The organism is Paracoccus albicereus, from assembly GCF_024359525.1.
GTDB lineage: Bacteria > Pseudomonadota > Alphaproteobacteria > Rhodobacterales > Rhodobacteraceae > Paracoccus > Paracoccus albicereus.
This window is the reverse complement of the sequence record NZ_JAKZEU010000002.1, coordinates 489293-512824: the sequence shown is the minus strand read 5'-3', so window position 1 is coordinate 512824 and position 23532 is coordinate 489293. Positions and strand designations below refer to the sequence as shown.

Genomic DNA, 23532 nt, shown 5'->3' with positions numbered 1-23532 from the left:
AGGCGCGAAAAATCCCAACCTTCCCAAAAACCTCTGCTTGAGCGGTGCAGGATCCGGGCGGACACTCGCGCCACAATCGGCCTGTTCGTAAAGGAGAGCATGATGGCCCATATTGCACAGGCGCAAGCCGAGGATCTCGGCGGCACGACAGGCGATCCGTCGCTCTGGAACGAGGATCTGGCCCCGATCCCGGTCGAGCGCCGCCGCTGGGGATCGTTCGAGATATTCAACGTCTGGAACAACGACATCCAGAGCCTGTTCGGCTACACGCTCGCCGCATCGCTGTTTCTGGGCTACGGGCTAAACGGCTGGCTGACCTTCACCGCGATCGTGCTGGCCGGCCTGATCGTCATGGCGCTGGTGAACCTTTCGGGCCGCCCCTCCGTGCGCTACGGCATCCCCTATGCGGTCATGGCGCGGGCGGGGATGGGGGTGCGCGGCGCGCGTTTCCCGGCGCTGATCCGCGGTGTCGTCGCGATCTTCTGGTTCGGCGTCCAGACCTACTTCGCCTCGACCGCCGTCGCACTGGCGATCCGTGGCATCTTCGGGCTGGAGGCCGCGGCGGGCGGCTTCCTCGGCCTCGGCAGCGTGGACTGGATCGCCTATATCCTCGTCACACTGTTCCAGGTCGGCATGTTCCTCAAGGGCATCGACTGGGTCGGCCGGTTCCTGAACTGGGCCGGACCCTTCGTCTATGTGGTCATGATCCTCTTGGCCCTGGCGATCTGGTGGCGGGCCGGAAACGGGCTCTGGGGTGCGATGGGCACGATCTTCCAGGGCGAAGGCGACAGCGGCTATTCCACGATCGGCGGCTTCGTCGCGGTCGTGGGCACGATGGTCGCCTATTTCGCGGCGGTGGTGATCAACTTCGGCGACTTCTCACGCTTCGTCAAATCCGAAGGGCAGATGCGCAGCGGCAACTTCTGGGGCCTGCCGGTCTCGATGGCGTTTTTCTCGTTCATCGCGCTCTTCATCACGGCGGGAACCGTGGTGCTGTATGGTGAGCGTCTGACCGATCCCACGCAGATCATCGAGCGGGTGGACAACCTGCTGCTGACGCTGATCGCGGCTGTGACCTTCTTCGCGGCGACAGTCGGCATCAACCTCGTCGCGAACTTCATCCCGGCGGCCTACGACATCTCGAATCTGTCGCCCTCGAAGATCTCGGCCAAAACCGGCGGCATCATCACCGCCGCGATCGCCTTCGTGATCGGCGCGCTGTGGCTCAGCCTGATCTCTCAGATCGGCATCGCCAAGTTCGTCGACACGCTGGGGGCGATCCTCGCGCCGCTCTACGGCATCCTGGTCGCCGACTATTATCTGGTTCAGCGCGGCCATCTCGACGTGAAGTCGCTGTTCTCGGACCGCCCCGAGGGTCGCTACTTCTATGAGGACGGCTGGAACCGCAACGCGATCATCGCGGTGGCGGTCGCGGCCGTCTTCTCGATCGCGACGGTCTGGATTCCGGCCCTGGGAGGGCTTTCGGGCTTTGGCTGGCTGATCGGCGCGGCCATCGGCGGCGGACTCCACGTCTTCCTCGCACGTCGCGGCTGAGGACGGGCGCGGCGGGGCCGACGCTTCGCCGCGCAATACCCTCGGGTCAGGTCGGCGAGGCGCCAGGCCCTTTTCTTCTTTACACAAATATCCCCGCCGGAGGCATTTCGGCGCAGCCGAAACCCTTAACGCTTCCTGAACCGCACGCGCGCAGCCTGTGTACAGGTTGTGTACAGCCTGTGTACGCGCGGTGTACGGATGTCACAGCGCCAGACCCAGCAAACGCTGGCTGGAACGCGGCCAAAGGTGTTGCGCTGTTGCGCCCCACCGTACGCTGCCGTTGCCGTTCAGATTGATTAACGAAGCGCGCCTACGGATTGATCTGGATCGGGGTTCCGTCACGGACCATCGCGTAGATGTCTTCCATCTCCTTGTCGCTGACCGTGATGCAGCCTGCGGTCCAATCCCAATTGGACCCGACCTTGCGGTTACCCTCCGGCCCGCGCCCATGAATGAAGATGTCGCTCCCCGCGCTGCGCCCGACCAAAGCGGCTTCGGCCACCTCCTGCGGCGTGGGATACGAGATCCCGATCGACAGGTGATACTCGCTGTTCGGGTTGCGGCGGTCGATGAAGTAATTGCCCTCGGGCGTGCGTCCGTCACCCTCGAAGAACTTGTCGCCGACCGGCGCCCAGCCAAGTCCGAAACGGTATGATTTCAACACGGTAGGGCCGCTTAGCAGGAACATCTGGCGGGCGCCCTTGTTGACCACGATTTGCGTCACGGGCGGCCCGTCATAGCTTTTGAACTTGCTCGGCGCGCAGCCTGCGATCGCGCCAAGGATCAGCGCGCCCGCACCGGAGGTCAGAAGCTGGCGTCGGTTCATCGTCTGCGTTCCCGTCGTTTAATCGTGTCTTTTCAATCCCGCGTCGCAAGTCTGAACGCTGGCGCAGCGCTGTGCAATCGCGCGCCGATCACGAAAAGCGGCGTGAAATCTGTGGCGCGGTTTCGTCGCTCGTGGCACATCCAAGACCATGATCGAATCCGAGATCGACCATCCCCTGCGCTACGCCCTCGTGAACGAACTTCACGCGCGACCGTCGCCGCAATTGCCGGTGCCCTGCACGGTCGCCTTCGTCGCGTTCAAGGAACCGCGCGACGCCGCCAACCGCGATCGCGCCGCCGACCACGCGCATCTCGCCGAACTCGTCCAGCGTCACGGCGGCAAGCGCCCCGATCCGGCCGACAGCCACTACGCGGGCCAGCTTGGCCGCTATGACCTTCGCTGGGAAAGTCACACCGAATTCATGGCTTACGCGGCCACGAACCCCGGCAAGGCGGCGCGCCCCTTCGACCCGCAGGCCGCCGCGATCTTCGCGGAGGAATGGCAGGGCAGGGCGCCGGGCAAGCGCATCGCCTCGGTCCTCGTCCACGTGGCGGAACTGCCGGACAACCCGGATGACGTCATGGACCCTCTGGACGACTGGTTCGCTGCCGACAGCCTCGCCGCCGTCTGGGTCGTCCAGGAAGCGGCGCTGGTCGCGGGCGATTTCCGCATCGATGCGAATGGCTGGATGCGGTTCGCCGTCTTCGTTCGAAAGGGGGCATCGCCCGCCCGCGTCGGACGGATCGTCCAGCGCCTGCTGGAGCTGGAGGTCTATCGGGCGATGTCCATGTTGGGCTTCCAGCGGGTCCGCAGTCTCAGCCAGCGGCTGAACCGACTGGAGCCGCGGCTGACCGCCGTCATCGACACGATGAGCGATCCCGAGAGCCAACCCGAGGCGGTGCTGGACGAGCTTCTGTCGATCTCGACCGAACTCGAGGCCGAGGCGATGGGCCATTCCTTTCGCTTCGGTGCCAGTCAGGCCTATCGTGCCTTGGTCCATGACCGGATCGAAGCCTTGCGCGAAACGCGATTTGCGGGGCGTCAGATGCTCAGCGAGTTCATGCGCCGCCGCTATGAACCCGCGATGCGGACCGTCACCTCGGCCGAAGCGCGGATCCGCACGATGCTGGAACGCGCGGGCAGGGCGGGCGAACTGCTGCGCACCCGTGTCGATGTCGAACGGTCGGCCCAGAACCAGGCCTTGCTGACCAGCATGGACCGTCGCGCCGACCTGCAATTGCGGCTGCAGCACACGGTCGAAGGACTCTCGGTTGTTGCGATCAGCTATTACGCGGTCGGTCTTCTGTCCTACGCGCTATACCCGCTGAGCCATACGGTTGGTATCGACAAGGCGATGCTGACCGCGTTGGTGACCCCGCTCGCCGTTCTTGGCGTCTGGTGGGCGTTGCGCCGTATCCGCAGACGATTGCATTGACCCATCCTTGACTTGCGCGCATCGAGCCCGTCCCGCCATAATGGCGTGAAACCAGAAGGATGTGACATGACCCGTATTCTGCCGCTTATCGCAGCCGTCCTTGCGCTTGGCGCCTGCGTTCCTTTCGTGCCGATCATCTGATGTCTAAAACGCTTCAGATGTACGGGCTTTCGCATTGTTCGACATGCCAGAAAGCCATCGAAGCCTTGGAAGGCCATGGCTGGAACGTGGATTTCCGCGACGTTCAGAAAGACCCGCTGAGCGAGGCTGAACGGGCCCGGCTTGTCACGGAATGGGGCGACAAGATCATAAACCGCGCAAGCCTGACTTGGCGCGGGATGAGCGAGGAAGAACGGGCCGAAGATCCGGTTGCGATGATGGGCGCAAAACCCAGCGTGATGAAACGCCCGGCGATTGCGGCGGACGACCAGCGTCTTCTGGGATGGACGGCCAACGTCAAGCGCGCGCTCGACGTTCCGGCGTAGGATAGTCCTAGCGCTTGCTGGCGAGCGAAGCGATCAGCGGTCGGATCGGTTCGAGATCGTATCCCGCCTGCGTTGCGGTTTCGAGGATCTCGGCCTCGGGGCGCTTGCCTGCCTGGGTCAGGGCCCACAGCACCGTGCAGCGATGTCCCGACCGACAATAGGCGATGTGCGGACCCCGACCTGCCATCGCCTCGGAAAAGTCCGCGATCAGTCGTGGCGTGATCTGGCCGGGCGTGAAGGGCAGATAATGATACCGCATCCCATGGGCCTTGGCGGCTTGTCCCATCGCCTCATGATCGATGTCCGGACCGATCTCGTCATCCGGTCGGTTGTTGATCAGCACCCGGAAGCCGGCTTTGGACAGTTCAGGGATGTCCGATAGCGACAGTTGCGGCGAAACCGCAAGGGCAGGGGTCAGTTGACGCAAATCCATGGCAAGTCTTTCCGTGACGGCCTTTTGGCGCGGAAGCCCGAGCAATCCGGCATGAGGCGCAGGCTGTCAAGCCGCCCGTCGAACCGCTAGACCGCTTTCCATTTGATTGAACATCCCATCGACGGCGTCTGTTCGCGCGGTCCTTGGCCGGTTCTGGCGATCTGCATCATCGCTTCGTATAGCTCGCGTCGGGCGTCAGGGTCAGCCGGCTTGCGGCCGGACGCGTCGAGCCTGCCGCGATATTGAAGTTCGCCGTCCGCGTTGTAGCCAAAGAAATCTGGCGTGCACTCAGCACCATAGGCACGCGCAACCTCCTGCGTTTCGTCATAGAGATAAGGAAAGCTGAATCCGTGTCTCTGCGCTTCAGCACGCATCTGATCCGGACCGTCCTGCGGATAGTCGTCAACATCGTTCGACGAGATCGCGACGACGCCGATGCCTGCCTGTTGCAAGTCCTTGGCGTCCCGGACCATCCGGTCCATGACGGCCTGAACGTAAGGACAGTGGTTGCAGATGAACATGACGAGCGTGCCATGGCGGCCGCGCAGGTCCGCAAGCGTGTAGTCGCGTCCGTCCGTACCTGGTAAGGTAAAGTCGCGGATCGGCGCGCCGAAATCGCAAACCGAAGGTGTCACAGCCATCCATCATTCTCCGTGCTCGAATGGCCACCACGCTAACCGGAATAGGACGAGGGTCCAACGCTGTCGCGCAGATACAGCAGATATGTTCCATAATACGGATTACCGGCGAACTGGATGTGGGTTAGCTGCTTACCCTTGCGACCCTTCAGGCCATCCCCTACATCTTTCCCACACGACGCCAAGGAGAGATGATGGCCATCGAAGCCCATGAGATCGAGACATTGATCCGCGCCGCGTTCCCGCAAGCACGGGTCACCATCACCGATCTTGCCGGCGACGGGAACCATTACGCTGCCGAGGTCGTCGATGAAAGTTTCCGTGGCCTGAACCGCGTGCAACAGCAGCGCGCCGTCTATGCCGCATTGAAGGAAAAGATGGCCGGATCGCGCGGCGACCTCCATGCGCTTGCGCTGACGACCAAGGCCCCCGACTGACCCAGAGGATCACTCAGATGAGCGAAACAACCACAGATTCCGCACAGGCCCAGATCAGGGAGACGATCGACGCCGCCGACGTCGTCCTGTTCATGAAGGGCACCAAGGAAATGCCGCAATGCGGGTTTTCCAGCCGCGTGGCGGGCGTGCTGAACTACATGGGCGTCGACTTTCGCGATGTAAATGTTCTGGCTGATGAATCGATCCGTCAGGGCGTCAAGGATTTCTCGGACTGGCCGACGATCCCGCAGCTTTACGTCAAAGGTGAATTCGTCGGTGGCTGCGACATCATCACCGAGATGACGCTTTCAGGCGAACTTGATCAGCTGTTTGACCAGAAGGGCGTCGGCTACGACAAGGACGCCGCCAACAAGATTCGCGAAGCGAATGCCTGATTGATCGGCGCAGGGCGGCCTTCCGCCCTGCCCCAAGCTTGGTACGTCAGGGTTTTTCCCTTTTGACGCCCTCGCCCTTCCCTCCTAACCTGACGACACCAAGAAACGTCAGATCCTGGGGAGGACCTTCATGACAATCCGCATCAGATTTGCCGGCATCGCCGCCGGCTTTGCCTTGGCGTCGGCGCCGGTCGTCGGACACGCGCAGGAATTCATCAACATTCTGACCGGCGGGACCTCCGGGGTCTATTATCCGGTCGGCGGGGCGCTGTCGAAGATCTACACCGACGGGATCGAAGGTGCGAAGGTCCAGGTCCAATCGACCAAGGCCAGCGTGGAAAACCTGAACCTGCTGTCGCAAGGAAAGGGCGAGATTGGCATCGCGCTTGGCGACTCCGTCAAGCTTGCGGCCGAAGGTGACGCCGAAGCGGGCTTTCCTCAGCCGCTGGAGAACCTGCGCGGCATCTCGGCCATGTATCCCAACTATATTCAGATCGTCGCCAGCGAGGAATCGGGGATCAAGACGCTTGAGGATCTCAAGGGCAAGGCCTTGTCCGTCGGCGCGCCGAAATCGGGCACCGAGCTGAACGCGCGCGCCATCCTTGCCGCCGCCGGGATGAGCTACGACGATCTGGGACAGGTCGAGTACCTGCCCTTCGCGGAATCGGTCGAACTGATGAAAAATCGTCAGCTTGATGCGACGCTGCAATCGGCGGGCCTTGGCGTCGCATCGCTGAAAGACCTTTCAACCGCCATTCCGATCAGCGTTGTGTCGGTTCCGGCAGAGGTCGCGGAAACACTGGGTGATCCCTACGTCGCGGGCACCATCCCGGCTGGCACTTATGACGGTCAGGATGAGGACGTCGCAACGGTCGCCGTGATCAACTTCCTCGTCTCCAGCACCGAAGTCAGCGACGATCTGGCCTACCAGATGACCAAGCTGATGTACGAAAACCTCGACGAACTGGCTGCGGCTCATGCGGCCACGTCCGAGATCGATGTCGCAAACGCGTTGCAGGGCATGCCGATCCCCGTTCATCCCGGCGCGCAGAAATACTACGACGAAGTCGGCGTGAGCGCAGAATGAACCCAGCGGCGGGGCCGGCAGATCGCTGGCCCCATCGCCCGTCCGGGCCACGACCATGACCGATCATCACCACCCTGCCCCCGCCGGCCAGCCGATGCCGGCGAACCATTCCGCACCTGCGGGTGACGAAGACCTCGGACTGCACGATCCGCTGACGGAGAGCTTCCCCCCCGGTTTCGAGGGGCGCGCCCTCTTCTGGATCGCGGTCGCCTTTTCGCTCTACCAGATCGCCATCGCGGCCCATATCGTCACGCTGTCGAGCCAGATCCAGCGCGCGCTGCACCTGGGCTTCCTGATGCTTCTCTGTTTCCCGCTTTTGGCCGCCCTGCGTCATCGGACGGGTGCATGGAAAGCGGCCGCCTGGGCGATGGCCGCACTGGGCGTCGTCGTCGCGTTCTATCAATGGAACCAGTACGTGCCGCTGATGCTGCGCTCGGGCTCGCTGAATCAGATCGACGTTGTGATCGGGGTCATCGCGCTTGTCACCACCTTCGCCGCGGCCTGGGTCGTCATGGGCCCTGCCCTGCCCGCCGTGGCCGGGCTTTTTCTGCTTTATGCGCTGTTCGGCCAATATGCGCCCGGGCCCATGGTCACGCGCGGTTACGATTTCGCGCAGGTGATCGAGCAGATGTCCTTCGGAACCGAAGGAATCTACGGCACACCGCTTTATGTCAGCGCGACCTATATCTTCCTCTTCATCCTGTTCGGCGCCTTTCTGGAAAAGGCGGGCATGATCAAGCTGTTCACCGACGTGTCGCTTGGCCTTGTCGGCCACCGGATGGGCGGCGCGGCAAAGGTCAGCGTCGTGTCATCGGGGTTGATGGGGACGATCTCGGGGTCCGGCGTCGCCAATGTCGTGACGACCGGACAATTCACAATCCCGCTGATGAAAAGCTTCGGCTATCGCGCGGCCTTCGCTGGCGGTGTCGAGTCCACAGCGTCGATGGGGGGGCAGATCATGCCGCCGGTGATGGGGGCCGTAGCCTTCATCATGGCCGAGACCCTGGGCGTCGAGTATATCGAGGTCGTCCGCGCCGCGATCATTCCCGCGATCCTCTATTTCGCTTCGACTTTCTGGATGGTGCATCTGGAGGCCGGACGCATGAACCTGCGCGGCATGGCGGTCGAGGATCTGCCCTCGCCGCTTCGCGCACTTCGCGAAGGCTGGTATCTGATCCTGCCCCTCGCGGTGCTGGTCTACCTGCTTTTCTCGGGGTACACGCCGCTTTTCGCCGGCACGATCGGTTTGGCGCTGACGATGTTCCTGATCCTCGGCGCGTCGACCGCGATCGGCCTGCCAGAAGGCATATTGCGGGTCATCTTCTGGATCGGCCTCGCACTCGTCGCCGCGAGCATGCTGGAATACGGGCACAACGCCCTGTGGTGGGGCGTCATCGCGTTGATGATCTGGAACACGATCCGCGTCGGTGGCCGCGCCACGGCCTGGCAAGTGATTGAAAGCTTGGCCGAAGGCGCCAAGACAGCCCTGCCCGTCGGGGTCGCCTGTGCCTTGGTCGGCGTCATCATCGGTACGATGACCTTGACCGGCGCGGCGAACACGTTCGGCCTGTATATCGTGAGCGTTGGCGAAAACAGCCTGTTGCTGTCGCTGGTGTTGACGATGATCACCTGCATCGTGTTGGGGATGGGTATTCCGACAATCCCCAACTACATCATCACCTCGACCATCGCGGCACCTGCCCTTCTGGATCTCGGCGTGCCGCTGATCGTCAGCCACATGTTCGTCTTCTACTTCGGCATCCTCGCGGACCTGACGCCGCCTGTTGCCCTTGCCTGCTTCGCGGCGGCGCCTATCGCGAAAGAGAACGGTCTGAAGATCAGCTTCGAGGCGGTGAAGGTCGCCGCTGCCGGCTTCGTCATTCCCTACATGGCGGTCTATACGCCGGCGTTGATGCTGCAGGATGGGGGGCCGCTGGCGGCCTCCATCGGCTATCCTGCCGCAGTCGCCTATATCATCCTCAAATGCGTTGCCGCGATCGCGTTGTGGGGAATTGCGGTAATCGGGTGGCTGGATCGACCGCTGCCGATCTGGATGCGAATCCTGGCGGCTGCTGGGGCGATGACCTTGATCGCGGCACTTCCCGTCACCGACGAGATCGGTTTCGCGATCGTGTTGATCTTCGCCGGGTTGATCTTGATGCGGCGCAAACAAGCCGCGTCGTAAGCATTCCAACGAAAAAGGCCCCGCATTTCGCGGGGCCTTTCTACAGGTGTTATGATCGGTCAGATAAAGTCTTCTCTAAGCTCTGCATCGTAAAGATCGGCGATCTCGTCGTCTGACAATTCATCACCGTGACGCCAATCCTGCAGTTTGGACGCCACCGTCACGCCGACAGCAAACGCTCCAAGCAATTTTGCCATGCTACCGGCATTGGTGTCCGCGGCTCGCTGAGCCTTGTCGGCGTAATCGCGTACTGTGTCCTGTGCAGCCTCAACGTTCTCGCGAGTAAAGCCCGCGCTGCGCGTTGCGTTCGTTGCCGCGCTGTATGCATCGCGCGCCATCCCATAAACGGTCCGTTCTGCATCCCCCACGACACGACCGGCGCGATAACTCGCAGTATCCAGCAGCGAATTCACCCTATCCTCGGCGTGACCGATGAATTTCGTCGCCTCATCCCGCGCGCGACCAATGGCCGCATCTGCTGCAAGATTCACCCGAGCCTCGACTTCATGGCGCAGGTCATCGGTCGTTGGCATCGGATGTTTGCGCCGACCACCGATCATCATGGCGATCAGTCCGATAATCACGAAGGCTCCGCCGATGCTAAGTGACGCGAGGGTAGAGCCCCAGCCTCTTTCCACCGCGAGATAGCTCCAGAGTGAGGCCAGCAGGAAACCGGCGCCCACGACGATGACTGCGCCGCCGGCCACCTTGAAGGCAGTCCGGCGGACAGTTTCGCTCAGCGACAGCTTGACGTTGCGAACGAAGTCAAACATCCAAACCGCCTTAGCGACGCGCCAGGATCAACCCGACGAGGAAGCCAACGCCTGCGGCGATCCCCAGAGCTTGTCCAGGCTTCCGGCGAACCATGTCAGAAACCTCGTCATAGCGTTCTTCGGCGTAATGAGCGACTTCGGTAGCGCGACGCTGCCCCTCATCGTACAGACGATTGGCTTCCGAACGCGCACGGTCTGCATATTCGCGACCGGTTTCACGCGCGCGGTCCGCGTATTCACGTCCTGTTTCCTTGGCGGCGTCGACCAGATCCGAGCCACGCTCTTTCAGACGATTGACCGAGTCGTTGTTGGTGAGGTCGTTGACGGTCTCCTTGGCCGCGTCGCCCATGCGGCGCGCACCATCGCGCAGATCGTCTGCGGCTTCGTTGGCTGCTGCCTGTGCGTCACGCTTGGCTTGTTCGGTGCTGTAGTTCGAGGTTGCCATTGCAGGGACTCCTTTCACTGCGTTGTAAGGCTTCGCGTATCAACCTCCGTCCGGGCCCATTGTTCCCAATGCGAACAAGAATTAAGCTGGAAAAGTGATTGACCGTCCGACGAACGAACCGCGCCTTTTCGACGCACTGAAATCGCTTCGGCGCGAGCTGCACCGATTTCCCGAACTTTCAGGCCAGGAAGTCGAGACGGCCCGGCGCGTCGTGGGCTGGTTGGGAACCTGTCATCCTGACAGTGTCATCACCGGGTTTGGCGGGCACGGCGTGGCCGCGATCTTCGATGGCGAAGACCCGGGACCCACGGTGATGCTGCGCGCTGAACTCGACGCTTTGCCGATCATCGAAACTGGACAACCTGATCATCGCAGTCTGATCGACGGAAAGGCTCATCTGTGCGGCCATGACGGTCATACGGCGATCCTGTGCGGCTTGGCTGCGATGCTGGGCGAAGAACGTCCAGCAAAAGGACGCGTCGTCCTGCTGTTTCAGCCAGCCGAGGAAGATGGTTCCGGCGCGGCCGCCGTGATAGACGATCCCCGTTACCTGGAAATAGCGCCCGACTTCGCGTTTTCGATCCACAACATGCCGGGTGTCCCGCTGGGTCACGCCCGCATCGCGCCGGGCGCGATGAACTGCGCCTCGCGCGGATTGCGGATCGGGTTGCAAGGGCGAACCGCCCATGCCTCGATGCCGGAAACCGGCCTTTCACCTGCCCCCGCCCTTGCAGCGCTCATCCCTGCCCTCACGGCCCTCTCACGGGGTGCGGACGTGGCGGATGCTGAGTTTCGTTTGGCAACGATCACGCATGCTCACCTAGGTGCGCCTGCCTTCGGTATTGCACCCGGCGATGCCGAATTGTGGGTGACCCTGCGCAGCCGCGATGATTCCGGCATGGATGGGCTGTTGATTGATGCACAGGCGGCGATCGCGCGACACGCCCGGGAGCTGACTGTATCGCTGTCGCAGCACGACATCTTTTTGGCCTGCAGCAATGATGACGAAGCGACGCAAATCTTCCGCAAGGCCTTTGAAGCCGAGGGCATAGTGCATGACTCAAGTGACTTGCCAATGCGCGCGTCCGAAGATTTCGGCCGCTTCGGGCTCGCGGGGACCCGTTCAGCCATGGCGCTCCTTGGATCGGGCGAGATCCCTGCCCTGCACAATCCCGACTACGACTTTCCGGATGCGCTGATCCCCGTCGGAATGCGGCTATTCAGACGCCTCGTGAGCGACATTCTGGGTTAGATGGAAGTGGTACCGCCTCCCCGGCTCGAACGGGGGACCTCTAGATCCACAATCTAGCGCTCTAACCAACTGAGCTAAGGCGGCACGGATGCGCTATCTAGACCGCAGTCGCCGATGATGCAAGCCTGACTTGCCGGGTCATCGCGCGCGGGCTAGGACAAGGAAAAAAGGTTCACGCCCATGAGCATCAACAAACAAAGCGACATCGCCGCCAATCTGCAGATCGGACCGACCGATCAGGGAATGGTCCGCATCTATATCGAGGCGGATGGCGTCGAGCTTCCGCTGGACTTCGACCCCGAAGAAGCAACCGAAATCGCCGAAGAACTGCTGGCCGCAGCGGATGCAGTCGCAAGCCAGTCCGGCGGTGGAAAAAAGGACGGCGGCAAGCCCGGAAAATCCCGTCGCTAGAACGCTCCGTCCGTCAGCGTCGCCGGATCCGCGACGCCATGAAGCCTCAATGCGGCGACCCGTGCGAAATTGCGGGTCAGTCGGTTGCGTCGGGCCCCTGCCATGCGTGTTTCGCCAGCCATGCGCTGGATTTCCGCACCATAGGCGTCGGCCAAGATCAGGCCGGCATCGTCCGGCAGCAAGTCGGTCGGGAAATCACAATCCACCGCCCAGAAATACCGATCGCACCATTCCAAGTAGCCCTGCCATTTGCGATCGCCGGCAAAGTCTGCCCGACAGCTCTTGCATTCGACGATCCAGATTTCTCCCTTGGGCCCGATGCTCATCAAGTCAACCCGAAGTCCACGCGTCGGCACGAACTCGGTCATGACAGCGTGGTTCATGCTGCGCAAAAGTCGAGCGGCGCCCCGCGCAAGGCGCTGGCCCGCCATCGTGGGAAGAATGTCGGCGACTGGTTCATTCATGCGTGCAGCCTGAACGAAACGGAAACACTCTTCAAGTCAGCGAGGCGCTTGATTTGCGCGAGGGTGACGCTTACCTCTGGTCGCGGCGGGTTTCTGCTCTTCTCGCGAAGCGGCCTTTTTTCCACTGGCCTATAACTTTTCCGAGGGGGCTGGCTCTGTCGGGGCCCTGGCTTCGTTAACCGGCACCCACCTGGTAATCCAGGCTTTCGGGAAATCTGATGCCGCCGCGGTTGCTGCGGTTCCCGCCACTCAGGCCGTCCTTCGGGGCGGCCTTTTGCTTGCGTCGCGCTGCTTAAAGAAATGGAAAAGGGGCGGTCCGAAGACCGCCCCCAGAGAGACTTCGATACGAGGGAACGTGATCAGAAGCCGTAGACGACCGAGACGCCCAGCGAGTTGTCGGTGGTCGAACCACTTCCATCGGGCTTGTCGTAGTCGGTGTCGTAGCTGATCTTCGTTGCCAGCGCTTCGGTGACCTTGAAGCCCAGACCCAGCGAGTTCGAGATGGTGTCGTTGGAATCCGAGGTCAGGTAGTCGGTGTCGTTCGTGAGGAACAGCACGTCATTGAAGCGGTGGTAGAAGCGCGACGAAACGATGTAGCCGACTTCGGTGTCCGAGTCTTCGCCAACGTTACGGGTGTAGCGAACGCCAACGCCCGCCTGCATCCGCCATGCGGTGTCGGGGGTGTTGATGATGCGGTAGCCAGGACCGAAGCCCAGGAACGCGTCGCGGTCTTTCTCGCCGGCAGCGGCAACACCGTCGGTCTCGATCCGGCCGAGGCCGAAACCGTACAGACGATCGTTGAAGTAGTACTGCGCGTCATAGATCGCTGCGACGTCTTCTTCGGTCGTGTCGCCGTCGGTTTCGCTATAGTCGATGACCAGGCCAACCGTCTGCGAGAAGACGCCCTGGTTGTACGACAGGCGGCCAGCGATCGACAGGTCCTGCTCGTCCACGTTGGCGTCGTTGTTGCTCGTGTCGCCCGAATAGGTCAGCGACATGTTACCGAACAGGCCCTGACGGCGATCGGCGGGGCCGAAGCGGTCGGGGTCGTTCTGACGGTCGAAGTCGTCCTGAACGTCATCCTCGATGTCCGTGATGCGGTCGTCGATCGCGCTGACGCCGGTCGCGTTAGCGCCGGTGGCGATTTCGGTCTGCGCGAAGGCGGGAACCGAAAGGGCGGCAAGGATCGCGGCCGTGCTGGTGAGGAGGGTAATGTTTTTCATAGTGATCCTCTTGATCTCGTTAACCCGTGAGGGGCCGGAATGCCTGAAGACATCCCGAGCATGTCTGCGAGAATGAAACTAGCGTCGGCGGGCGTCGGGTTTAAGAAGGTGTCACGATCTTATCCGAACATGCGTCGGCAAGGTCCTGTGGCATTGACGCATCACCGGCGGAAAGCGGCGCGTCGAAAATTGTGATCGCGTGCGATGGAACCAATCTCAGGTTGCGCAAAGACAAGGCTTAACAACTTCTTAACAGGCATGAACACTACGCTACGGCATTTCAATAATGAAATGTTTGCTCGAACAACACTGAAGTGCCTGCAAATGAGGCAGTCGTTAACGCCCGCTGGAAAGCCGCCTGTGTGACGTAATTAACACGCCCCTTTGGCTTTGTATCGCCAGAAGATCAGGAAAACTCATCCGGGCGCAACTCTCGCGCCACATGGTCAAGTACCGCGTTGACGAAACGCGGCTCGCGACCATCAGGGAAGAAGGCCTCGGCAAGTCGCACATATTCGGTGATGACGACACGCGCCGGGGTGCCCTTCGCAACCAGCTCGGCGCCGCTTGCGCGGAACAGCGCACGAAGAACCGGGTCGATCCGATCGATGGGCCATTTCGCGACCAACGCACGGTCCGTCGCCTGATCGACACGAGATTGCCACGTTACTGCATCATCGACGAGCCGCTGAAACAGCGCATCGTCTGCTTCGGGCGAGACCACGCCCTCGTATTCGGTGGCGATGCGGTAATCGCGGAATTCGCGCTGCACACGATCGGCGGACTGGCCTGAGGCCTCCATCTGGAACAACGCCTGGACGGCGTAGAGACGCGCGGCAGAGCTGCGGGCGCGGCGTTCAGCCTGCCGGCTTTCAGGACCCGAACTCATGCCCGACCCAACCCGTCCAGCGCACCGGCCAGCCGAATGGGATCGCGTTGTTCACTTGCGCCGCCCTCCTGGCTGCGCGCGCTGCCGCCCCATTTCCGGGCCAAGGCAATCAGGTGCAATGCGGCCATCGCCGCACCACCACCCTTGTTCTGCTGCTGTGGATCGGCGCGAACCTCGGCCTGCTCGACATTCTCGACCGTCAGGATGCCGTTACCGATGGCAACACCCTGCAGACCCAGCAACGTCAACCCGCGCGATGAATCGTTGCAGACCGTTTCGTAATGCGTCGTTTCGCCCCGGATCACACAGCCCAGTGCCACGAAACCATCATAGTTCGACAACCGGGCTGCCATACCGATCGCCGTCGGGATCTCCAGCGCTCCGGGAACTTCGACCAGATCGACCGTCGCGCCGGCTTTGTCCGCTGCAGCGCGGGCGCCGGCAACAAGATCGCTGGCGATGGCGCGGTAATAAGGCGCCACTACGATCAACAGGCGTACAGGTGCATCGAAATGCGGCAACGGAAGTTCGGTATGTTCTGTGAGGTCGGCCATGGCGATCAGTCGATGGGGATGGGACGGGTCGAGTGGATGGAAAGCCCGTAAGCGTCCAGTCCGACGACGCGGACAGGCGCCGAATTGGTCAGCAGGATCAAGTCCGAAAGCCCAAGCGCCGACAGGATCTGCGCGCCCAGACCATATTGCCGAAGTTTCTGCGGACTGACCTCGTCGCTGGCGGGCAGGTTGCGGTCAAGGTCGCGGATCAGGACGACGACGCCCCTACCCTCACGCTCGATCTCGGTCATTGCGGCCGACAGATCGCCGGCCCCTTCGCGACCGATGCCCAAAACGTCGTGCATCGGATCGAGGGCGTGCATCCGCACCAGCACCGGTCCGGGGGCCGCCAGATCGCCCTTCGACAGAACGATGTGTTCGGCGCCCTGCGTTTCATCCGCGAAGATGCGCATCATCCATTCGCCACCGAAACGGCTCGTGACGGCGCGCTGCGCGCGTTCTGCGATCAGGTTATCGTGGCGGCGACGATAGGCGATCAGGTCGCTGATCGTGCCGATCTTCAACCCGTGCTTCTGCGCAAAAGTCACCAGATCGGGCAGACGGGCCATGGTGCCGTCTTCGTTCATGATCTCGCAGATCACGCCCGACGGGTTCAGCCCGGCCAGCCGGGCGATGTCGACGGCGGCCTCTGTATGGCCGGCGCGAACAAGAACACCGCCGTCGCGGGCACGCAGCGGAAAGACGTGGCCCGGCGTCGCGATATCGGCGGCACCCTTCAGCGGATCGATCGCGACGGCGACGGTGCGGGCTCTGTCGTGGGCGCTGATGCCGGTCGTGACACCTTCGCGCGCCTCGATCGACATGGTGAAAGCCGTCTCGTGTCGGCTGGAATTCTTGGGACTCATCAGCGGCAGGCCAAGCGCGTCGATGCGCGAGCCGGGGAGCGACAGGCAGATCAGACCCCTGCCATGCGTGGCCATGAAGTTGATGGCGTCTGGCGTCGCCATCTGCGCCGGAATGACCAGATCGCCTTCGTTCTCCCGGTCCTCGTGATCGACCAGGATGAACATGCGTCCGTTGCGCGCGGCCTCGATGATCTCTTCCGTGCCCGAGATCACGTCGGACCAGTCGCGCTCAACCGGGCCCGGCTTCTCAAAATCCATGGCGCTGTCCTTCGAAATAGTGCTGCCCGGTGAGAAAGCCCGCCAGACCGCCTGCAGCCATCAATTCGCGCTCGTGGTCGGTCTCGCCGATCATCAGCACGGCGTCGCCCGGCAATTTCTGATCACGCAGCCATGCCTTCATCCCGTCGCGCATCTCGGTCCACTTCGCGCCGAAGGCGGGAAGCCGTCTGGCTGAGACGGCGCCGATCGTCCGACCGAGCGACACGGTGTCGAGGCCCGGCGCACAGCCCAGATGCCGCGAGGCATCCAGCATCTGAATTTGGGCTTCCCGAGTGCTGGGCAGCGGCTGCCCGTTACGGAAGACCCCGAGACCATTCGATGAAAACAGGAACGCGACCAGATCGCGCCCGGTCGTCGAACGGATGCCGGCATAGGTCTTGTAGTCCAGACCAAGGGCGCGGGCCCTCGCGACCCTTGTCCGCACGATCTCGACCGGCAGACGCGGGCCCAGCAACTCGCGGCGCGCATGGGTCCAGCAATGCGAACGCCACGCAGCGCCTTCGGTGACCGGTCCCCGGTTATGTCCGATCCCCGCCATCATCAGCCTGCCTCTGCCAGACGGGCAACATACCGGGCGAGCGTATCGATCTCGAGGTTGACCGCATCGCCTGTCGTCCGCTCGCCCCAGTTCGTCACCTCCCGCGTGTGCGGGATCAGGTTGACGCCGAAACGGCTGCCCTCGACCTCATTGACGGTCAGCGATGTGCCGTTCAGCGCCACAGAGCCCTTGGCGGCGATGAAACGGGCTAGCGCATCGGGCGCAACAAAACGGACTCGCAGACTGTCGCCCTCGGGCTCCATCACCTCGATCCGCGCGACGCCATCGACATGACCGGACACGATGTGGCCGCCCAGTTCGTCGCCCACACGCAGCGCACGTTCCAGATTGACGCGCGTCCCGGCGCGCCAGCCTTCGCCGATATTCGTCTTGGCCAGCGTCTCGGCCGAGATGTCCACGTCGAACCAGTCGGCGCCCTTGTCGACCACAGTCAGACACACCCCGTCGCAGGCGATCGATGCACCAAGATCCACACCCGCCATGTCGTAGCCACAGCCGATCCGCGCCCGCATGTCGCCGCGCGTCTCGGTCGTCACAACTCTTCCGATATCGGTGATGATGCCGGTGAACATGCTTCGCAGCCTTGGATTTTTGTGTCTGGCGTGACCTAGGCCATCGCCCGGGTCCGTGCAAGTATTGACGGTGCGGCTTTCAGGTTGCAGCATCAACGCCACAGAAGACAAAACTTTAGCGATCAAAACGCGCTATTTCTGGAATGGCGTCCGTCACCAGTTAAGTCTGCAAAGGCAATGACTTGGAGTCGGAGCAGCCATGTCACTTGAGCAGCGAATCGTCCTGCCTCATTCTTATTCGCCGAAGCCCGGCGAAAAGTGCTTTCTTTTCCTTCAGGGCCCGCATGGTCCGTTCTTCGACCAGCTTGCTCGCCTTCTACGGGCTGCAGGATCAAGCGTGTGGCGCGCGGGCTTCAATGCAGGCGACGAATTCTTCTGGTCGGACCGGAACCGCTTCATTCCTCATGCGGGCCCCGTCGAGGACTGGCCCGATCACCTGAAGCGGATCATCGACGAGAAGGGCGTGACCGACATCGTCCTTTATGGCGACGTTCGTCCGGTTCACGCAGCGGCGCGAAAAGCCGCCGCTGTCAGAGGTCTCAGGCTGCATGTTTTTGAGGAAGGTTATCTTCGCCCCTACTGGATTTCGTATGAGCGTGGCGGCTCGAACGGACATTCCGCGCTGACCCGGATGTCGATCGACGAGATGCGTCGAACCCTTCGTCATGCAGAAGAAGGGCTCGAACGTCCCCCGACCCACTGGGGCGACACTCGCCAGCACAAGTTTTACGGCGCATTCTACCATTTTCTGATCCTTGCGGCGAACCGGCGCTATCCGCGGTTTCGCAGTCATCGCGCGATCACCGTCAGGCGCGAATTCAGGCTCAACCTGCGCCGCCTGCTTGTCACTCCGCTTCAGTCGGTCCAGCGGCGGCTGGCTGAGCGCCGCCTGCAGCGCGGTGGGTGGCCCTTTGTCCTGGTGCTGATGCAGCTGGAACATGATGCGAGCTTCCAGGCGCATTCCGACTTCAAGCGGATCGAGGATTTCACCGATCTTTGCCTGAAGGAATTTGCGCAGAATGCACCTTGCTATCACCACATTGTCTTCAAGGCGCATCCGCTCGAGGATGGACGCTCGGATATCCGCGCGGCGATCTTTCGCACTGCCGAAAGGCTGGGCATCGCGGATCGCGTCCACTGGGTGCTGGGCGGTCGTCTGTCGCAGACGATGGGACAATGCCGTTCGGTGGTGACGGTGAACTCGACTGCCGCGCAGCAAGCCTTGTGGCGCGGCTTGCCGGTCAAGGCTTTGGGTCGGGCGGTCTATTCGAAGCCGGAACTGGTCTCGGACCAGAGCCTTGGCGATTTCATGCGCCACCCGAAGTTGCCCGACCGGGCCGCCTATCGAGATTTTCGCGACTTCCTGCTGCAAAGCAGCCAGGTGCCAGGCGGATATTACGCTCAGCGGTCGCGCGGACACGCGCTTCGCGTCGTCTGCGACATGGTGCTGGCTGATGAGGACCCGTACGAAAGCCTCGCGGCGGGACGTGCGGCGTTGCGACAACAGCTTGCCGATCAAGTCAAGTAAAGCGCATTATTTGTGGCACTGAGGCGCCTCGCACGCTAGACTTTGCGAAACCCCGCACCAAAAACGGGGAATCTCGGACGGACGAGGAGCTTACGAGGTGACTTTTTCCCCCTGCCGCGCGACTGCGCGAACGGTACTGCTGGTTGCGATGACGCTGCTCGCGGCCTGCAGCCTGCCACGATCAGGCCCCAACAAGAACGAAATCTATTCCGGCGCCGTCGAACGCGGCGGCAACGCCCACGTCATCTATGTCAATGATCACGTGAACCGGACCGCGAACTTCGCGCCGTCCTATGGCTTTTCGTCCACCTTCCAGGGGGCCGGTCAGGTCGGTGCCGACACGATCCGCGCAGGCGACACGCTGGGGATCGGCATCTGGGAAAACGTCGATGACGGGCTGCTCGCCGGCCTTGGCCAAAGCGCAACGCAATTGCAGCAGATTCAGGTCGACAGCGACGGCTTCATCTTCGTGCCCTATGCGGGTCGGATCCAGGCCGCGGGCGCAACGCCGGAATCGCTGCGTCAGGCCATCACGACGCGGCTTAGCAGCCAGACGCCCGATCCGCAGGTGACGGTGGTTCGCGCTGCGGGCGATGGCGCCACGGTGTCGGTCGTGGGTCGGGTCGGGGCACAGGGTGTCTATCCGATCGAGCGGCCGACGCGAACGCTGTCGTCGATGCTGGCCCGCGCGGGCGGTGTGGTGATCGAACCGGAAATCGCCGTCGTGACCGTGAAGCGCGGAAACGAGTCCGGCAAGGTCTGGCTCACCGATCTCTATACCGGGTCGCAGAACGACATCGCGTTGCGCCCCGGCGACATCATCCTGGTCGAGGAAGATCAGCGCAGCTTCACCGCGCTCGGCGCTCTCGGCGGACAAACGAAGGTGCCGCTCGGCAACGAGATGATCTCTGCCATCGAGGCAATCGCGATGGTCGGCGGCCTGTCCACGAACCTCGCCGATCCGACGGGCGTCTTCATCCTGCGCGACGAGCCTGACTCCGTCGCCAGCGCGGTTCTGGGTCAGCCGGTCTACGGCACGCAGCGCATGGCCTATGTGCTGGATCTGACGCGACCGAACGGTCTGTTCCTGGCGCGCGACTTCCTGATCCGCGACGAAGACACCGTCTACGTGACCGAAGCGCCCTACGTTCAGTGGCAGAAGACGATTTCCGCCATCACCGGCAGCGCGAATTCGGCGGCTTCTATCGCCAATACCGCGGGCCTGAACTGATCCAGACGGACGGGACTAACGAAGCCGCCGGGGAAACCCGGCGGCTATTCGTTTACAACGGTGGTTTCTGGCTTCAGCCGCGTCTGCAGCGCATGCTTTCGCTCGCGGGCTGGCGCGTTACCACCGGCCTGCCCGGTCCCGGCGATCATGTCGGAATCTGGGGAGCCTCGCCAACCGCGTGGCGCGGGCGCGCCATCGCTCGGCAACGCGGTGCATCCATCGTGACGGTCGAGGATGCCTTCCTTCGCTCCGTGCTGCCGGGACGCGCACGCCATCCGGTCGCTCGGCGCGGACCGATCGGCCTACTCATCGATCCGATTGGACTTCATTTCGACCCGGCAACACCGTCGTTGATCGAAAAACTGGTCCCCCAGGCAGAGGTGTTATCGACCCAAGCGGCCGCGCTTCTCACACGATTGCGCGCGGCGGACCTGTCAAAATACAACGCTCACGATCCGGCACTTGAACCGCCGCGTCCGGGTTACGCGCTGGTGATCGATCAGACACGCGGCGATGCCTCGCTGCGCGGCGCTGGTGTGTCAGAGTTTCGGGCCATGCTTGCCATCGCCCGCGACGAAAACCCTGGCGCTCGAATTGTGGTTCGCTCGCATCCTGAAACGGCGCAAAACCTGCGCGCTGGTCATCTGTCCGAAACGGATCTTCGGACCGATGACGTCCTGCTGACTGGGCCGGTGTCCCCGTGGCGGATGGTCGAGAACGCGGACGCGGTGTACACGTTCAGCTCCCAACTGGGATACGAGGCGCTGCTGGCCGGTCATCGCCCCCGCGTGTTCGGCCAGCCCTTCTACGCGGGGTGGGGTCTGACCGACGACCGAAGCCCCCTTCCCCGCCTCCGTGGTCAGGCTTCGGCGACGAGCCTTTTCGCAGCCAGCCATATGCTTGCTCCGGTCTGGTATGATCCCTGCGCCGATCGTCTGACTGATCTGTCCGGGGCGATCGACCAGATCGAGGCAGAGGCGCGTGCGTGGCGTGACGATCACCGTGGTCACTTGGCCTACGGCGTCCGATTGTGGAAGCGCTCTTCGATCGCGCGCTTCTTCGGCGACGGCAGCGGCGTTCGCTTCACCGACCGTGCCACACCCGGGGTGACGCTTGCCTGGGCCAATCGTGCTGAGCAAACGCCGCAGGCGCGCCGGCTCGAGGATGGTTTTCTGCGCTCTCGCGGGTTGGGGGCAGAATTGACGCCGCCATTGTCGCTCGTCGCGGACGAACTCGGCATCTACTACGATCCGACCCGCGAGAGCCGGTTGGAGCGCCTGATCGCCGATGGCCCTCCGGATGGTGGCGAGGCGCGCGCCGAGGCGCTGATCGACACGATCCGTGCGTCGCGCCTGACGAAATACAATCTAATCCGCCGTGCTGCGGCGGTCCCTACCGGTCGTGGCCCCCTGATCCTCGTGCCGGGACAGGTCGAGGATGACGCCTCGATCCGTCTCGGCGCCGGAGCCGAGCGTACCAATCTCGCGCTTCTGGAACGCGTGCGCCAAGACAATCCTGGCGCGCGGATCATCTACAAGCCGCACCCGGACGTGGAGGCCGGGCTGCGCCCCGGCACTGTCGCGCACAGCGATCTGGCCACTCTCGCAGACGCGGTCGCGCGCGAGGCCGATCCGCTGGCGCTGCTCGACGCGGTGGACGAGGTCTGGACCATCACCTCGACCTTTGGGTTCGAAGCTCTGATCCGCGGCGTTCCGGTCACGACACTTGGTGCGCCCTTTTACGCCGGCTGGGGTCTGACACGTGATCTGGGACCGGTGCCGGACCGACGCAAAGCACGACCCAGCCTTGCTGCGCTCACCCACGCCGTGCTGATCGCCTACCCGCGCTACCACGATCCCGTGGCAGGCCTGCCCTGCCCGCCCGAAGCCGCGATCCGCCGTCTTGCCGATCCAGCGATGACGCGCGCCGGCCCGGGCTTGAAGATTCTGGCCAAGGCTCAGGGGCTCATGGCCGGACAGGCCTGGCTGTGGCGGCGCTGATCAGTTGCGGATGCGTCGCCAGCGATGGAAGAGATCGCCACCGATGCGGCGCGTCTCGACCAGGTCGAACCGCGGGGCGTCCGCCAGTGCGGACAGCCCAAGCGAACCCACGGCGGCACGCCCGTCGCCGCCCAGCATTATCCCGGCGCTGTAGCCGACCAGTTCATCCACAAGATCCGCTTTCAGGAATGCGGCAGCGGTCTGTCCGCCACCTTCCAGCAGGACACGAGTCAGACCCCGCTGCCCAAGGTCAGCCATCACCGCTGACGGCTCGCCAGCGACCTGCCAAAGAGGCCCCACCCCTGCCCCTTCTGGCGGCAGGTGGGGAAGTTCCCGCGAAGACAGCACGACACGCACAGGCTGCCGCACGTCACCGAAGCCGCGTACGTTCAGCGACGGATGATCATCGCGCGCTGTACCGCCGCCGACCATCACCGCGTCATGGATCAGCCGAAGCGCATGGACGTGCCGCCGTGCCTCGGCCCCGGTGATCCATTGGCTTTCACCGGTGGAGGTTGCGATGCGCCCGTCGAAACTGGTGGCAAGCTTCAGCGTCAGCCAGGGTCGCCCCCGCTGGATGCGCGACAGGAACCCCGACTGAAGCCCGCGCGCTTCAGCCTCGCATATTCCGGCCGTCACAGCGATGCCGGCATCACGCAGCAGCGCAAGCCCACGGCCTGCCACGCGCGGATCAGGATCCTCGGTCGCGCTGACGACGCGCGCGACCCCTGCCGCAATCAAAGCCTCGGCGCAGGGCGGCGTGCGCCCGTGATGGGCACAGGGTTCAAGCGTCACATAGGCCGTCGCGTCACGGGCCAGCGCGCCGGCCTGATCCAGTGCCACCCGTTCGGCATGGGGACGACCACCCGGCTGCGTCCAGCCGCGACCGACGACACGTCCGTCGCGGATCACGACGCATCCGACCGCCGGGTTGGGCCAGGTGTTGCCAAGACCACGCCGCGCCAGCACCAGCGCGTGCTTCATGTGGCGCGCGTCGATGCGGACGTCGGG

General features: G+C 63.0%; 25 protein-coding genes and 1 tRNA gene. 12 read left to right on the top strand and 14 right to left on the bottom strand.

Annotated elements, in window-relative coordinates:
• Positions 1 to 102 precede the first annotated feature (102 nt).
• A complete protein-coding gene (locus MLD63_RS06045; protein WP_255328983.1) occupies positions 103 to 1554 on the top strand; it encodes an NCS1 family nucleobase:cation symporter-1 in 1452 nt (483 codons plus the stop codon).
• Between the two features lie 310 nt (positions 1555 to 1864).
• Here MLD63_RS06045 and MLD63_RS06040 read toward each other — a convergent pair whose 3' ends face one another.
• Positions 1865 to 2380, bottom strand: a complete 516-nt coding sequence (locus tag MLD63_RS06040) for a L,D-transpeptidase family protein (protein ID WP_255328982.1) — start codon at positions 2378 to 2380, stop codon at positions 1865 to 1867.
• Between the two features lie 148 nt (positions 2381 to 2528).
• On the opposite strand from MLD63_RS06040, the gene MLD63_RS06035 reads away from it, so the two are divergent.
• Complete coding sequence (locus MLD63_RS06035; RefSeq protein WP_255328981.1) at positions 2529 to 3815, top strand: DUF3422 family protein; 1287 nt, start codon at positions 2529 to 2531, stop codon at positions 3813 to 3815.
• 140 nt (positions 3816 to 3955) lie between these two features.
• A complete protein-coding gene (locus MLD63_RS06030; RefSeq protein ID WP_255328980.1) occupies positions 3956 to 4300 on the top strand; it encodes an arsenate reductase family protein in 345 nt (114 codons plus the stop codon).
• Positions 4301 to 4307: 7 nt separating this feature from the next.
• Here MLD63_RS06030 and MLD63_RS06025 read toward each other — a convergent pair whose 3' ends face one another.
• Both MLD63_RS06025 and MLD63_RS06020 read right to left on the bottom strand, forming a co-directional pair.
• Positions 4308 to 4733, bottom strand: a complete 426-nt coding sequence (locus MLD63_RS06025; RefSeq protein ID WP_255328979.1) for a protein tyrosine phosphatase family protein — start codon at positions 4731 to 4733, stop codon at positions 4308 to 4310.
• An 86-nt stretch (positions 4734 to 4819) separates the two neighbouring features.
• Positions 4820 to 5374, bottom strand: coding sequence for a thioredoxin family protein (locus MLD63_RS06020; protein WP_255328978.1), 555 nt, complete (start codon positions 5372 to 5374; stop codon positions 4820 to 4822).
• A 191-nt stretch (positions 5375 to 5565) separates the two neighbouring features.
• On the opposite strand from MLD63_RS06020, the gene MLD63_RS06015 reads away from it, so the two are divergent.
• The 4 genes from MLD63_RS06015 (at position 5566) to MLD63_RS06000 (ending at position 9475) form a co-directional block, all read left to right on the top strand.
• A complete protein-coding gene (locus MLD63_RS06015) occupies positions 5566 to 5808 on the top strand; it encodes a BolA/IbaG family iron-sulfur metabolism protein (protein ID WP_255328977.1) in 243 nt (80 codons plus the stop codon).
• A 17-nt stretch (positions 5809 to 5825) separates the two neighbouring features.
• On the top strand, positions 5826 to 6203 hold the full coding sequence (gene grxD / locus MLD63_RS06010; RefSeq protein WP_255328976.1) for a Grx4 family monothiol glutaredoxin: 378 nt from the start codon (positions 5826 to 5828) through the stop codon (positions 6201 to 6203).
• A gap of 130 nt (positions 6204 to 6333) precedes the next feature.
• Positions 6334 to 7290, top strand: coding sequence for a TAXI family TRAP transporter solute-binding subunit (locus MLD63_RS06005; protein ID WP_255328975.1), 957 nt, complete (start codon positions 6334 to 6336; stop codon positions 7288 to 7290).
• Positions 7291 to 7384: 94 nt separating this feature from the next.
• Positions 7385 to 9475 (top strand): TRAP transporter permease, encoded by a 2091-nt coding sequence (locus tag MLD63_RS06000; protein WP_255329516.1) that lies wholly within the window; start codon positions 7385 to 7387, stop codon positions 9473 to 9475.
• 59 nt (positions 9476 to 9534) lie between these two features.
• Here the strand turns inward: MLD63_RS06000 and MLD63_RS05995 are convergent, their stop codons facing one another.
• Both MLD63_RS05995 and MLD63_RS05990 read right to left on the bottom strand, forming a co-directional pair.
• Positions 9535 to 10248, bottom strand: a complete 714-nt coding sequence (locus tag MLD63_RS05995) for a phage holin family protein (protein ID WP_255328974.1) — start codon at positions 10246 to 10248, stop codon at positions 9535 to 9537.
• 10 nt (positions 10249 to 10258) lie between these two features.
• Positions 10259 to 10693 (bottom strand): ElaB/YgaM/YqjD family protein, encoded by a 435-nt coding sequence (locus MLD63_RS05990; protein ID WP_255328973.1) that lies wholly within the window; start codon positions 10691 to 10693, stop codon positions 10259 to 10261.
• Positions 10694 to 10787: 94 nt separating this feature from the next.
• On the opposite strand from MLD63_RS05990, the gene MLD63_RS05985 reads away from it, so the two are divergent.
• Positions 10788 to 11945 (top strand): amidohydrolase, encoded by a 1158-nt coding sequence (locus MLD63_RS05985; RefSeq protein WP_255328972.1) that lies wholly within the window; start codon positions 10788 to 10790, stop codon positions 11943 to 11945.
• A 7-nt stretch (positions 11946 to 11952) separates the two neighbouring features.
• On the opposite strand, the gene MLD63_RS05980 is transcribed toward MLD63_RS05985, so the two are convergent.
• Positions 11953 to 12029 (bottom strand) — tRNA-His (locus MLD63_RS05980).
• Between the two features lie 96 nt (positions 12030 to 12125).
• On the opposite strand from MLD63_RS05980, the gene MLD63_RS05975 reads away from it, so the two are divergent.
• On the top strand, positions 12126 to 12356 hold the full coding sequence (locus tag MLD63_RS05975) for a DUF6324 family protein (protein WP_255328971.1): 231 nt from the start codon (positions 12126 to 12128) through the stop codon (positions 12354 to 12356).
• Here MLD63_RS05975 and MLD63_RS05970 read toward each other — a convergent pair.
• From MLD63_RS05970 to MLD63_RS05940, 7 genes are all read right to left on the bottom strand, one after another.
• Positions 12353 to 12820 (bottom strand): MmcB family DNA repair protein, encoded by a 468-nt coding sequence (locus tag MLD63_RS05970; RefSeq protein ID WP_255328970.1) that lies wholly within the window; start codon positions 12818 to 12820, stop codon positions 12353 to 12355. The genes MLD63_RS05975 and MLD63_RS05970 overlap by 4 nt on opposite strands.
• 359 nt (positions 12821 to 13179) lie before the next feature.
• Positions 13180 to 14043, bottom strand: coding sequence for a DUF481 domain-containing protein (locus MLD63_RS05965; RefSeq protein WP_255328969.1), 864 nt, complete (start codon positions 14041 to 14043; stop codon positions 13180 to 13182).
• A gap of 406 nt (positions 14044 to 14449) precedes the next feature.
• Positions 14450 to 14932, bottom strand: a complete 483-nt coding sequence (gene nusB, locus MLD63_RS05960; protein WP_255328968.1) for a transcription antitermination factor NusB — start codon at positions 14930 to 14932, stop codon at positions 14450 to 14452.
• A complete protein-coding gene (locus MLD63_RS05955; protein ID WP_255328967.1) occupies positions 14929 to 15486 on the bottom strand; it encodes a 6,7-dimethyl-8-ribityllumazine synthase in 558 nt (185 codons plus the stop codon). The genes nusB and MLD63_RS05955 overlap by 4 nt, the downstream gene beginning before the upstream one ends.
• Before the next feature lie 5 nt (positions 15487 to 15491).
• The gene (ribB, locus tag MLD63_RS05950; protein WP_255328966.1) at positions 15492 to 16610 is read right to left on the bottom strand and encodes a 3,4-dihydroxy-2-butanone-4-phosphate synthase; all 1119 of its coding nucleotides are present in this window, start codon (positions 16608 to 16610) and stop codon (positions 15492 to 15494) included.
• Complete coding sequence (locus MLD63_RS05945; protein WP_255328965.1) at positions 16600 to 17172, bottom strand: hypothetical protein; 573 nt, start codon at positions 17170 to 17172, stop codon at positions 16600 to 16602. Before MLD63_RS05945 ends, ribB begins: the two co-directional genes overlap by 11 nt.
• On the bottom strand, positions 17172 to 17762 hold the full coding sequence (locus MLD63_RS05940) for a riboflavin synthase (protein WP_255328964.1): 591 nt from the start codon (positions 17760 to 17762) through the stop codon (positions 17172 to 17174). The genes MLD63_RS05945 and MLD63_RS05940 overlap by 1 nt, the downstream gene beginning before the upstream one ends.
• A gap of 337 nt (positions 17763 to 18099) precedes the next feature.
• Here MLD63_RS05940 and MLD63_RS05935 point away from each other — a divergent pair, with 337 nt between their 5' ends.
• The 3 genes from MLD63_RS05935 to MLD63_RS05925 all read left to right on the top strand — a co-directional run bounded on the left by MLD63_RS05935 (position 18100) and on the right by MLD63_RS05925 (position 22521).
• Complete coding sequence (locus MLD63_RS05935; protein WP_369696990.1) at positions 18100 to 19290, top strand: capsule polysaccharide biogenesis protein; 1191 nt, start codon at positions 18100 to 18102, stop codon at positions 19288 to 19290.
• 97 nt (positions 19291 to 19387) lie between these two features.
• A complete protein-coding gene (locus MLD63_RS05930; RefSeq protein ID WP_507185066.1) occupies positions 19388 to 20521 on the top strand; it encodes a polysaccharide biosynthesis/export family protein in 1134 nt (377 codons plus the stop codon).
• Positions 20443 to 22521 carry a capsule polysaccharide biogenesis protein gene (locus MLD63_RS05925; RefSeq protein WP_439957628.1) on the top strand — a complete coding sequence of 693 codons (2079 nt, stop codon included), beginning with the start codon at positions 20443 to 20445 and terminating at the stop codon, positions 22519 to 22521. Before MLD63_RS05930 ends, MLD63_RS05925 begins: the two co-directional genes overlap by 79 nt.
• Here MLD63_RS05925 and ribD read toward each other — a convergent pair whose 3' ends face one another.
• Positions 22522 to 23505, bottom strand: a complete 984-nt coding sequence (gene ribD, locus MLD63_RS05920) for a bifunctional diaminohydroxyphosphoribosylaminopyrimidine deaminase/5-amino-6-(5-phosphoribosylamino)uracil reductase RibD (protein ID WP_255329513.1) — start codon at positions 23503 to 23505, stop codon at positions 22522 to 22524.
• Between the last annotated feature and the right edge of the window lie 27 nt (positions 23506 to 23532).